The organism is Alphaproteobacteria bacterium (genome assembly GCA_016722515.1).
Lineage (GTDB): Bacteria > Pseudomonadota > Alphaproteobacteria > Rickettsiales > JADKJE01 > JADKJE01.
Genome location: JADKJE010000001.1, coordinates 183,035 through 194,746, shown reverse-complemented (window position 1 = coordinate 194,746; position 11,712 = coordinate 183,035). Strand labels below are relative to the sequence as shown.

Below are 11,712 nucleotides of genomic sequence, written 5' to 3'. Positions count from 1 at the left end.
CAGGTTAAGACTCCAACTTGAGGGTTTTGTTAAGTTTTTTGCATGGAGAGATTTCCATTTTTACATACGCCACGTTAAAGTCAAAGAAAAAATGAATAGGGACTTTTAACAAGAACGAAATTTGGAATAATGTGCTGGCTGAGATGCGGTTCATTCCATGTTCGTATTTACGAAGTTGCTGTGGGGTTATCTGTAATGATTTGCAGATTTGCTGGCGTGATAATTTGAGCTTAAGGCGGCGCACGAGGATGCGATTACCAATAAGGATATCAATGGTGTTGTCATAAGACGTAGGGATTTTAGAGCGCTTTTTTGTGTTTTTCATATGGTCCAGCATGCAATATTTTACGAAATCTTCAAGCATTTATGTGATGGAGATTAACAATTGTGCTAATTGTCTGCGATGTGTGTCTTATTTACACAGTAAAAAAAATTGTAATAAAATTTGTTATGAAATTATATGTTATTGTTGGTAATATCAATAATATTGATAAAAAATTTAATTGGTAATATTAAAAATATCTATAGATAACAAATTGCAGCAGTGACTTGTATGTTGGAATAATATGCGTTATATTCAGCGCAGTTTTAGTTCATTTAAGGAGTTTTGTGGTTATGAATACCCATACACGTTTATCCGATGAAAGCACGGAGAATAAGATAGAAAAAACCGTTAGAAGCTGTTATCCCATTCGGCTTTGTAGGAAATGGTTTAAGCCAAAGCCAGTGGTTGGTCTTATACGTTTAAGTGGCATTATCAGTGCGCCATCAGGTTCGGGGTTTGGTCGTCAGCCGCTCTCTTTGGAAGGACTGAATGTGAACTTGAACAAAATATTTAAGTTAAAGAATCTTAAGGCGGTTGCGCTCATTATTAATTCACCGGGTGGTTCCCCTGTGCAATCTGAACTTATATTCAGACGCATACGACAATTATCCAGTGAAAAAGAAGTTCCAGTTATTGCCTTTGTTGAAGATGTGGCAGCTTCAGGTGGATATTGGCTTGCCTGCGCTGGCGATGAAATTATTGCGCTCGATACCTCAATAGTGGGAAGTATTGGTGTTATTTATGCTGGGTTTGGATTTCAGGATTTTATTAAAAAATGGGGTATTGAAAGGCGAGTTTATACTCAGGGAAAACGCAAATCGATTCTTGATCCCTTTCAAGAAGTCAGGGAAGATGATATCACATCAATTATGGAATTATCAGGAGATATGCATGATTCCTTTAAATCCATGGTCTGTGAACGTCGGCAGGGGAAAATAAAAGAAGAAGATAAGGATACATTATTTTCTGGATTATTCTGGACTGCAGGCAGAGCCATTGGCTTAGGCTTGGTTGATTCTATTGGAGATTACCATACGGTTCTGCGCGAACGTTATGGTAAGGATATTGTCTTTAAACAAGTCACCAAATCAAAAGGGATACTGTCTAAGTTTCTGGGAGCAGGAAAAGAGGAAGCATTGGTGGGCACGTTGCTTACCTCGGCGGAAGAGCGTATTGCACGGGCGCAATTTGGGTTGTAGGCTTTTTCGCCTCGCACACCGATTATAGGTGTGATGCGGTTAACGTAAACAATAAAGTGAGACATAAAAATAGCTTGATAACAAATGTACTCATTTCCCACAAAGGCCATTCTCCTCGTCCCAAAAGAGGCGAGGAGGATGAAATGTTGTCGTGGCGCGCAATAATTGTTATCGATCCATAGAATGTTTATTGGACACTCGTGCGTTGGCAGAGGGGGCTAAGCTTCCAATTCTTCCTGCACTAAGTCAAGCAGTCGTAATTTGCGATGAAGTGCAGAGCGTTCCATGCCGATGAATGTGGCTGTGCGGGACACATTTCCCTTGAAACGTTTTAATTGTGCGGTGATATACTCGCGTTCAAAAACTTCGCGTGCATCACGTAATGGGCGGCAGAGAATATCTTCAGCAAGGAATTGACCGGCGCTACTACGATTACCAAGTATTTCAGGAGGTAGCATGTGTGAGGTAATTTTTTCGGCGGCATTTTCTGGAGACATAATAAGCAGCCACTCAATGACATTGCGTAATTGACGTACATTCCCTGGCCAGTCATAGGTTTGCATGGCCACCAGGGCATCCATCGATACATCTCTTTCAGGCAAACCGGTGGTTTGGGATGCGCGTTTAAGGAAATACTCACATAAAACGGGAATATCATCTCGGCGTTCTGTAAGGGAAGGAACCTGGATTGGTACGACATTCAGCCGGTAGTACAGGTCTTCGCGCAATCGTCCATCCTGTATGGCGGCAAGGAGATTTTCACTGGATGCAGAAATAATACGGACATCAACTTCAACAGAACGTCCGCTACCGATACGGTTAAATGTTTGCTCCTGCAGGATGCGAAGAATTTTTCCTTGTGTGGCCAGTGATAGATCGGCTATTTCGTCTAAATAAAGAGTGCCACCATGTGCCTTTTCTACCAGTCCGACTTTTCGTGGATTGCCAAAATGTCCCGATTCTTCCGTTCCAAAAAGCTCTTCTTCAAAATTCTCTGATGAGATACTTGCTGCATTAACAGTAATAAAAGGACTGTTTGCCCGGATAGATTTTGCATGGATCATGCGGGCAACCACTTCTTTACCACAACCGGCAGGTCCTGTAATCAGAACACGGCTTTTGGTCGGGGCTACCCTTTGGATCAGGCTGCGAAGCCGCAAAATAACGGATGACTCTCCAATCAATACATCTTCAAAAGAACTGCGAAATTTTAGTTCTGCGTTTTCGCGTTTTAATTTAGATTTATCGATAGCATTTTTTAAAGACCATAAAAGTTTATCTTCTTTAAATGGCTTTTCCAGGTAATCATACGCTCCAAGTTTAAGCGCAGAAACAGCGGTTTCAATATTACCGTGGCCACTCATAACGATAATGGGAATATCATTGTACTTACGTAGGATAAGTTCAAGTACGCCTAAGCCGTCAAGCTCGCTTCCTTGTAACCAGATATCTAGCAATATGGCGGCCGGAACACGTTCGTCCACAGCAGCAAGCGCAGTATCGCTATTGGTCGCGGTACGGGTGCGGTACCCGGCATCTGACAAAATATCACTTGTCAAATTGCAAATATCTTTTTCATCATCAACTATGAGTATCTCGTACATAGCTACGTTATAGCCCTTTTAGTGGTTAAGCGGAAGCGATATTTTTACATACGCTCCCTCGGAGTTGTTTGCAAGAACTAATCGCCCGTTATGGTCGTCTACAATTTTTTTAACGATAGCCAGACCGAGTCCAGTACCTTTAGCTCTGGTTGTTACGTAGGGTTCGGTAATCCGGTCGAGTAGATCCACAGGAAAACCAAGCCCATTGTCGGTACATGTAATGGTACATGCACCATCTTGATGTTCAACGCTAATCCTTAATTTTCCCTTATCAGGTTGCAAGGCTCCCTTTTGAATTTTAGCCTGAATCGATTCTGCTGCATTTAATAAAATATTGGTGAATACCTGAGACATTTGAGACTCATCGCCCATGATAAGCGATGGGGAGTCCGGAAAATCCAGATGATATTCTATAGAAGGATGAGCACATTCTTGTGAAAATGCAATTGATTTTAAAACCGTTTGAACATTAAGAGGCAAAAGAACCACAGGACGCATACGTGCAAAGTTAACAAATTCTTCCACCATAGAACCAATATCATGGACGTGGCGAGTGATGGTTTCCGTGTAGCGTTCAAACATTTCTTTATCAGAAACTTCAGCTGAATATTTACGTTTTAATCGTTCTGCGGCTAATTGGATAGGGGTCAGTGGGTTTTTAATTTCGTGTGCAATCCTTTGTGCGACATCAGCCCACGCTGCGCTACGTTGTGCACTCACCAATTCGGTAATATCATCGAATGTGATGACATAACCTTCAATACCACCGGAAAACATTTCGGTGGTTACGCGTACCATCAAGGTCATTTTACGGCCATTTCGCTGCAGGCTGATTTGTGAGCTAACGGTATGGTCAGGATCATTTTCGGCTTCGTCGAGGAGTTCATAAAATTCAGGCAGAATCTGGTCAAACGGTTTTTGCAGCATACTTGCCATATCCCTATTTAACAGTTGCAAGGCTGACCGGTTGGCTAATGTCACTAATTTTGTGGAATCCAAGGAGATGACCCCTGCAGAAACGCCCAGTAGGACGGTTTCATTAAAACGCCTCTTAAAATCAAGCTCTTGGTTGGTTTCGATTAGCCTTTTTCGTTGAGATTCAAGCTGTTCAGTCATACGGTTAAAGGCTCTGCCTAACATGGCAATTTCATCGGTCTTTTTGGTATCAGCAATCCTAACCGATAAATCGCCGTCTTTGACACGCTCTGTAATGGCAGCCAGTCGTGAGATAGGGCGTATAAGGTAACTAGCAAATGCGGCACCTAGCCAGATAGCAGTCAGTAATAATAAGAGAGCAACCACCACAAACACGAACATAAAGCGAATTTGTAAATCCAAAATACCCGTTTTTAGATGCTTGTATTCCTGATAAGCCCCCTGAGTATCTTCGATATAGCCGGTAATTTTGCTGTCGACGTACCGTCCTACCAACAGATACGTGTTAAAGTAATTATCTAATTTCATTAAAGCAAGTACGCGGTCATCTTCATTGGGAAGCATGACAATTTCGCCCTGGTTTACTTTTTGGATCATGTCATCGGTGATATCTTCTAATTCGTGGTTCAGCAACATACTGAACTTAGAACGGGCAATGATGGTATGTTCAGAATTTCCACGAAAAACCACTACTTCCTGGAGCTTTCGGACCTTTGCTTGAATGGATATAAACTGTTCTATCGCTTGTTGATTATCGCGGATATAATAAGCTTGGCGATTCAGGTCGTAGGATGTGGCGATGATATCGCCACGAATCATTTGTTTGTGTTCCTGAAGATAGGCTTCGGCGACTGCAACCGATTGCTGCAAGGCTGTATTGACGCGTTCGTTAAACCACGATTCGATACCAAATTTGAAGAATAGCACAGAGAAAACAGCAACGATAACGGTAGGGATAGCCGAGACAAGGCAAAACATCAAGACAACGCGCGTTTGTAATTGGGCCTCGCCCAATGAGCGTTTTCGGTCTGCCATAAATTTAAGAACTCTGCGCGTGATGATGATCGTCAGGCTCAAAAGGAGGATTAAATCAATCAGCAGCAATGCGATAATTTCGCTATGGTTGCCGTTTAACAGTTTTTTCTCATGGGTGATAGCCAAATAGGTTGCCAGGGAAAAAAAAGTGGCAAGCGCGGAAAGGCCAAGGGGGAAATAGTGAAACAGAGGAAATCGACGCACGGGTTCTTTAACCTAATTAAAGTGAGGTCGGCATCATACTATCGTTTAGGCTAAAAGTCGAGATCGGTCCTGCTATGATGTTGGTTTTGAAGGCGTCTTGACAAGGTATGATATGTGTACGATAATCAAAGGATCGATTAAACAGGTCATTTTAGGAAATATATATGACAAGAGGTGGTAAAAGACAAGGGGCCGGCAGACCTAAGGGAACGGGCGTTTTTCAAGAAGCAACGGTGCCGATGCGTATTCCTCAAAGTTTAATTCAGGATGTAAAATCCTACGTGAACCATAGAGGCTATAAAATGCCGTTGTTTAGTTGTCGGGTACAGGCAGGTTTCCCAAGCCCAGCAGAGGATCATATAGAAGCAAGGCTTGACCTCAATGAGCTTTTGATTAAGGAACCCTCAGCGACTTTTTTCCTTAAGGTAAGTGGTGAATCGATGCGGGATGCAGGTATTTTTCCTAATGATTTATTGATCGTCGATCGTAGCATCAAGGCCGTTCATGGAAAAATTGTGATTGCCGTTGTGAATAATGAACTAACGGTTAAACGGCTTTATCAAAAAAATGGTGTTATAAAGCTTATGGCCGAAAATTCAGATTTTGTACCCATCGTTATTACGGCTGAAAGCGAGCTGCATATTTGGGGTGTCGTGACGAATGTCATTCATGCTGTTTAGTTAAACCTAAAAAGCGGTAAAAATAGCCTCTATTCAGCACTTCTGACTTTCTCACTACGTTCTAACTGCTCTTTTTAGGTTAATTACTTCTTTAGGGATAGGTATTCCAGTTATTAATGGGTAAATTGACCTTGCTTTTTTGCTCAAAACGTCCTACATTTTCTGGTCTAATCCATTTTTATACATGATGAAAAAGGTCTAAACCCATGGTTGATAAACCCACTAAAAAACCCGATAATGCTTGTTTTTCCTCCGGCCCGTGCGCTAAACGCCCAGGGTGGAATGTTGATGTACTTAAGCAAGGGGCTTTCGGTCGGTCGCACCGCGCGAAGATTGGTAAAAATAAATTGCAGGAAGTCATTGATCGAAGCGCCAAAATTCTCGGCATTCCTTCGGATTATCGTGTTGGGATTGTTCCGGGATCTGATACTGGAGCTGTTGAAATGGCGTTGTGGTCGTTGCTTGGTCCACGCGGTGTTGATGTTTTATCCTGGGAAAGCTTTGGCGAGGGATGGTTAACCGATGTGGTCAAACAATTGAAAATTCAGGATGTGCGTTCATTTAAAGCGCCATATGGAAAATTGCCAGACTTATCTCAGGTTGATTGTGACCGAGATGTGGTCTTTACCTGGAACGGTACGACCTCTGGCGTTAAAGTTCCAAACAGTGATTGGCTTAAAGCGGATCGTAAAGGCTTGACGATCTGCGATGCAACATCAGCTGTGTTTGCGATGGAATTGCCGTGGGATAAGCTTGATGTCGTGACCTATTCTTGGCAAAAAGTATTAGGCGGTGAGGGGGCGCATGGCATGATTATTTTATCACCACGTGCTGTAGAGCGCTTGATTACCCATACGCCTAGCTGGCCTATGCCTAAAGTATTTACGATGGCAAAAGGTGGTAAGCTGATCGAGGGAATATTTAAAGGTGAGACTATCAATACTCCGTCTATGATGTGTGTAGAAGATATTCTTGATGCATTAAACTGGACAGAATCGCTCGGTGGTGTTCAGGCCCTGATTAAACGCTCGGGTAATAACTTGAATGCGATTAAACAATGGGTTGCTCAGCATGATTGGGTCGATTTCTTGGCTGAAGATCCTGCAACCATTTCCAATACATCAGTCTGCTTGAAAATAGTTGCTCCCTGGTATCAGCAACTAGCTGAGGAAGAGCAGCAAGCGCTGGCTAAAGAATTGGTATCTATGTTGGAAAAGGAGTCGGTTGCATTTGATATTGGAGCTTACCGTGATGCTCCTGCTGGATTGCGTATCTGGGCTGGTGCTACGGTTGAGACTTCAGATGTTGAAGCCTTATTGCCATGGGTAGAATGGGCATATCGTCAGATTGAGCAGAAAAAACTGGCTAATGCCGCGTAAACATAAAGTTAAATAAGCAAAGTAAGTATTTAGGTATTTGTTCTAACATATTAAAATTCAAGGAGTTATTCATGCCAAAGGTATTGATTTCCGATAAAATGAGCCCACAAGCGGTGGACATGTTTAAGCAAAAGGGCGTTGAGGTCGATGTAAAAACCAATTTAACCCCTGATGAACTTAAAGCCTGTATTGGCGAGTATGATGGGTTGGCAGTGCGTTCTTCAACCAAAGCTACCAAAGAAATCATCGAAGCGGCTAAAAATTTGAAAGTCATCGGTCGTGCCGGTATCGGTATTGACAATGTTGATGTTGCGGCAGCAACGGCGAAAGGCATCGTGGTGATGAACACTCCTTTTGGAAATTCAGTGACTACTGCAGAGCATGCAATTTCATTAATGATGTCACTGGCTCGCCAGATTCCTGAAGCGAATGCTTCAACCCATGCAGGAAAATGGGAAAAATCTAAATTCATGGGTGTTGAAATTACCGGTAAAACTTTAGGATTGATTGGTTGTGGTAATATTGGTTCAATCGTTGCCAACCGTGCTCAGGGCTTGAAAATGAAAGTCATGGTGTATGATCCATTCCTAACGAATGAAAAGGCCGTTGATTTGAATGTGACAAAAGTGGAATTAGAAGATCTTCTCAAAAAAGCAGATTTCATCTCACTACATACGCCTTTAACGGAAGGAACACGTAATATTTTAAGTCGTGAAAATATGGCTAAAACCAAAAAGGGTGTAAGAATTATTAACTGTGCTCGAGGTGGTTTGATTGATGAGCAGGCATTGCATGATGCCCTTGTTTCTGGTCATGTTGCTGGGGCCGCACTGGATGTGTTTGCAGAAGAGCCAGCGAAGGCAAATCCTTTATTTGGTTTAGAAAATGTTATTTGTACGCCGCATCTTGGTGCTTCTACCTCTGAGGCACAGGAAAATGTAGCTATCCAGGTTGCTGAGCAAATGGCTGCTTATTTAACAGAAGGTTCAGTTGTGAATGCTGTGAATGTTCCGTCTGTTTCAGCTGAAGATGCAGCGAAGCTTGGGCCCTATCTGCAATTGGGTGATTATCTGGGAACACTGGCTGGGCAATTGGCAAGCAGTGCGATAAAATTAATCAAGATTGAGTATGAAGGTTCTGTTAGCAAACTGAATATTAAGCCAATTACGGCAACGATTCTTAAAGGTGTTTTGTCGCCATTAGTAGAGTCGGTCAATATGATTAATGCACCTATTGTCGCTAAAGAACGGAACATGTCGGTGTCTGAAACCCTGAATGACCGCCAGCAGGATTATAAAACCCTGATCCGCATTACCCTGCAAACTGAAAAACAGATGTTGTCGGTTGCTGGGACCTTGTTTGGCGGAACCAAGCCACGCCTAACACAGTTCAACGATACACAGTTAGAAGTGTGTTTCTCACAAAATATGATCTTTATCCGTAATGAAGATAAACCGGGTTTGATTGGTGAAATTGGCCGTATTCTTGGGGCTTCAAACATTAATATTGGTAACTTTAACCTGGGACGTAATTTCGATACGAAAGAAGCAACGGCGCTTGTTGAGGTTGACCAGGCCGTACCAACTGATATTATTGATTCAATAAAGAACTTGCCTGTGTTTAAGCAGGTTCAGTTGTTGCATTTTAATATATAGGTGCCTAAGGGGAGTTCTATGCATATAGGGACATGTTTATTTACCATGGTTAAGGGTAGACTGGTCGGTAAGGACGGTTTTGGTAACCGTTATTATCAAGAGCGTCGAAAAAATGGTAAGCGCTGGGTCTATTATTCAGGAGTGGCGGAGCCTTCAAAGGTTCCCCCTGAATGGCATGGGTGGCTTCATTATACCGTCGATTTAACACCAACTGCCAAACCCGTTAAAAAATGGAGCTGGGTGAAGCCAGGTCTGCCTAATTTAACAGGAACGAAGTCGGCATATTGCCCTAAGGGTGACTTGCGTGCTGGTGGAAAACGAGTAACCGTATCGGCTGATTATCAGCCGTGGCAGCCAAATTAATCAAGGGAATTTTATGGGAAAACATATTTTTGAAACAGTGATCGGTGCTATCGTTTTAATAGTGGCTGCTGCATTTTTATATTTTGCGTATAACAGCACCCATGTTTCAAAGTCGGGTGGTTATCTGCTGGTGGCAAAATTTCAAAAAGCCGATGGTATTGTTGTTGGCACTGATGTACGCATTAGTGGTATTAAAGTGGGATCGGTTACCAAACAGGAATTAGAAACAAGTTCTTTTTTAGCTAAAATATGGATGTCGGTTGATAAGTCTATAAAAGTTCCTGATGATTCTTCTGCAGAAATTGTGAGTGATGGTTTACTCGGTGGAAAATATATAAATCTGGTTCCGGGTGCTGAAGATTCTTTCTTAAAAAGTGGTGGCGAAATAAGGTACACGCAATCTGCAGTTAATCTGGAAACATTGATTGGTAAATATATTTTCGGTGGCACCAAAAAAGATGAAGATAAGAGTGATAAAGCAGATAAGAGTGGTGAAAGTTCCAATGACGCTGCCACTAAGGATGATAATAAGGCTGGTACTAACGATAAGAAAAATCCTTTTGCCACTGGGCTCTAATCATTCGTTTCAGGTATAAATAAGGCTACAGGGATTCCACCTTAGTTTTAGAAAGGTAAGTTGGGAGCGGGGGAAATCGGGGAGGAAGCATGCCAATTTACTTGCCTATTGCCGGGCTTTCGGTCGATATATTTATGTTGATTGCGATTGGAGCCGTTACCGGAGTGCTTGCTGGTATGTTTGGAATTGGTGGTGGCTTTTTAATGACACCATTTTTAATGTTTATTGGTGTTCCTCCAGCTGTTGCAGTATCGAGTTCAGCGAACCAGATTATTGCGTCTTCCTTTTCTGGTGTGTTAGCACATAGTAAGCGTGCGAATGTCGATTTTCAAATGGGAATCTACCTCACTGCAGGTGGGGTATTGGGGGCACTGGGGGGAATAGAAATATTCAAATGGCTTAAACAATTAGGCCAGATTGATTTGGTTATTTCACTTACCTATGTGGGATTGATGGGGATTATCGGCCTGATCATGGCTTATGAGAGTATCAGAACCATTATGTATAATTACATGGGGAAAATAATTCCTTCTAAAAAAAGAGCGAGTTATATCAGTACGTTAGGTCTTCCTTTTAAGGTTGAATTTAAAAAATCAAATATTCAAGTCAGTGCGATTATTCCACTGTTAATTGGTGCCTTTGTAGGCATACTGGTTTCAATTATGGGAATCGGTGGGGGATTCTTTACCATTCCAGCTATGATTTATCTTTTGGGAATGCCTACATCGCTAGTGATTGGTACTTCTTTATTCCAAATCACGTGTGTTACGAGTGTCGTTACGTTCCTATACGCTATAAATACGCAGACGGTGGATATTGTGTTAAGCTCGATCATGGTTTTTACATCGGTGATAGGTGCTCAGTACGGAGCAAGAATTGGAACCAAACTTCCAGCTGAATATCTGCGCATGTTTTTGGCACTTATGATTCTTGCGATTGTGGTTAGGCTTGGATATGGTTTGGTTGCAACTCCAGCCCATATTTATCAAATAGCGGCGATACAAAGATGGTGAAATATAAACTATTTCTTATGTGTTTTGTCTGGGTAAGTCTTTTTACCAGTCAAGCTGAGGCGAGGCCTATCGTGTCGGATTTGTCCGAGCATGAAATTTCTATCGATTCTAAATTTTCAGGCAAATCACTCATTCTCTTTGGAGCTAAGCACATACCTGGCAGCATGGTCTTGTTGGTAAAAGGCCCAGGAACTGATTATACCATCCAAAAAAAGAAGAAATTCATGGGTATATGGGTGAGTGGGAAGCAGGTTATTTTTCATGATGTACCCAGCTACTATATGGTTGCACATACAGAAGACCTCGCTGGACTTGGCGATAGCCAGTTGCTCAAAAATTTGCAGATTGGCGTCGACAATGTCGACCTTGAAACAGACTCTGTGTTGAATATCCAAGAAGAAGAAGAGTTCAAAACGGCGCTTAAATCGTATTTAGTTGACCATAAGCTTATCCAAGATTTTCCTGGAGAGGGGTTTGGTTTTATTGATGAAAGTCTATTTCGTATTCCACTTTACTTTCCGGATACAATCACCCGAGGTACCTATACGGCAGAACTTTATTTGTTTGATGAGGGACGGTTGCTTGCCATTCAATCAACCCCTTTAGTCGTCAATCGCCAGGGCGCAGAGGCTTTTATTTTTGATTTTGCTCATGAATATAGTTATTCGTATGGTATCATTGCGGTTGTTTTAGCTCTCTTTTGTGGCGGGATTGCCAATATTTTATTTAAGAAGAAATAATC

Annotated in this window: 11 protein-coding genes; 8 read left to right on the top strand and 3 right to left on the bottom strand. The window is 42.1% G+C overall.

The window, feature by feature from the left end; translation table 11 throughout:
• Positions 1-4: 4 nt before the first annotated feature.
• Positions 5-325, bottom strand: a complete 321-nt coding sequence (locus IPP74_00855; protein ID MBL0317851.1) for a helix-turn-helix transcriptional regulator — start codon at positions 323-325, stop codon at positions 5-7.
• A 290-nt stretch (positions 326-615) separates the two neighbouring features.
• Here IPP74_00855 and IPP74_00850 point away from each other — a divergent pair, with 290 nt between their 5' ends.
• Positions 616-1,524 (top strand): S49 family peptidase, encoded by a 909-nt coding sequence (locus IPP74_00850; GenBank protein MBL0317850.1) that lies wholly within the window; start codon positions 616-618, stop codon positions 1,522-1,524.
• Between the two features lie 218 nt (positions 1,525-1,742).
• Here the strand turns inward: IPP74_00850 and IPP74_00845 are convergent, their stop codons facing one another.
• Positions 1,743-3,128 (bottom strand): sigma-54-dependent Fis family transcriptional regulator, encoded by a 1,386-nt coding sequence (locus IPP74_00845; protein MBL0317849.1) that lies wholly within the window; start codon positions 3,126-3,128, stop codon positions 1,743-1,745.
• 18 nt (positions 3,129-3,146) lie between these two features.
• Complete coding sequence (locus tag IPP74_00840) at positions 3,147-5,303, bottom strand: PAS domain-containing sensor histidine kinase (protein MBL0317848.1); 2,157 nt, start codon at positions 5,301-5,303, stop codon at positions 3,147-3,149.
• Between the two features lie 164 nt (positions 5,304-5,467).
• Between IPP74_00840 and umuD the strand changes: the two genes are divergently transcribed.
• The 7 genes from umuD (at position 5,468) to IPP74_00805 (ending at position 11,710) form a co-directional block, all read left to right on the top strand.
• The gene (gene umuD, locus IPP74_00835; protein MBL0317847.1) at positions 5,468-5,983 is read left to right on the top strand and encodes a translesion error-prone DNA polymerase V autoproteolytic subunit; all 516 of its coding nucleotides are present in this window, start codon (positions 5,468-5,470) and stop codon (positions 5,981-5,983) included.
• 206 nt (positions 5,984-6,189) lie between these two features.
• Positions 6,190-7,362 carry a phosphoserine transaminase gene (locus tag IPP74_00830; GenBank protein MBL0317846.1) on the top strand — a complete coding sequence of 391 codons (1,173 nt, stop codon included), beginning with the start codon at positions 6,190-6,192 and terminating at the stop codon, positions 7,360-7,362.
• Between the two features lie 71 nt (positions 7,363-7,433).
• Entirely contained in the window at positions 7,434-9,017 is a 1,584-nt protein-coding gene (locus IPP74_00825; GenBank protein ID MBL0317845.1) for a phosphoglycerate dehydrogenase, read from the top strand.
• An 18-nt stretch (positions 9,018-9,035) separates the two neighbouring features.
• Positions 9,036-9,380 carry an NADH:ubiquinone oxidoreductase subunit NDUFA12 gene (locus IPP74_00820; GenBank protein MBL0317844.1) on the top strand — a complete coding sequence of 115 codons (345 nt, stop codon included), beginning with the start codon at positions 9,036-9,038 and terminating at the stop codon, positions 9,378-9,380.
• A gap of 13 nt (positions 9,381-9,393) precedes the next feature.
• The gene (gene mlaD, locus IPP74_00815; protein MBL0317843.1) at positions 9,394-9,957 is read left to right on the top strand and encodes an outer membrane lipid asymmetry maintenance protein MlaD; all 564 of its coding nucleotides are present in this window, start codon (positions 9,394-9,396) and stop codon (positions 9,955-9,957) included.
• Positions 9,958-10,046: 89 nt separating this feature from the next.
• On the top strand, positions 10,047-10,970 hold the full coding sequence (locus tag IPP74_00810; GenBank protein ID MBL0317842.1) for a sulfite exporter TauE/SafE family protein: 924 nt from the start codon (positions 10,047-10,049) through the stop codon (positions 10,968-10,970).
• A 71-nt stretch (positions 10,971-11,041) separates the two neighbouring features.
• Entirely contained in the window at positions 11,042-11,710 is a 669-nt protein-coding gene (locus tag IPP74_00805) for a TIGR02186 family protein (protein ID MBL0317841.1), read from the top strand.
• Positions 11,711-11,712 lie beyond the last annotated feature (2 nt).

Excerpts from the sequence above, each read along its gene's own strand:
- IPP74_00820 (MBL0317844.1), top strand. The coding sequence starts at position 9,036 with ATGCATATAGGGACATGTTTATTTACCATGGTTAAGGGTAGACTGGTC.
- umuD (MBL0317847.1), top strand. The coding sequence starts at position 5,468 with ATGACAAGAGGTGGTAAAAGACAAGGGGCCGGCAGACCTAAGGGAACG.
- IPP74_00825 (MBL0317845.1), top strand. The coding sequence starts at position 7,434 with ATGCCAAAGGTATTGATTTCCGATAAAATGAGCCCACAAGCGGTGGAC.
- IPP74_00855 (MBL0317851.1), bottom strand. The coding sequence starts at position 325 with ATGAAAAACACAAAAAAGCGCTCTAAAATCCCTACGTCTTATGACAAC.
- IPP74_00845 (MBL0317849.1), bottom strand. The coding sequence starts at position 3,128 with ATGTACGAGATACTCATAGTTGATGATGAAAAAGATATTTGCAATTTG.
- IPP74_00810 (MBL0317842.1), top strand. The coding sequence starts at position 10,047 with ATGCCAATTTACTTGCCTATTGCCGGGCTTTCGGTCGATATATTTATG.
- IPP74_00850 (MBL0317850.1), top strand. The coding sequence starts at position 616 with ATGAATACCCATACACGTTTATCCGATGAAAGCACGGAGAATAAGATA.
- IPP74_00830 (MBL0317846.1), top strand. The coding sequence starts at position 6,190 with ATGGTTGATAAACCCACTAAAAAACCCGATAATGCTTGTTTTTCCTCC.
- mlaD (MBL0317843.1), top strand. The coding sequence starts at position 9,394 with ATGGGAAAACATATTTTTGAAACAGTGATCGGTGCTATCGTTTTAATA.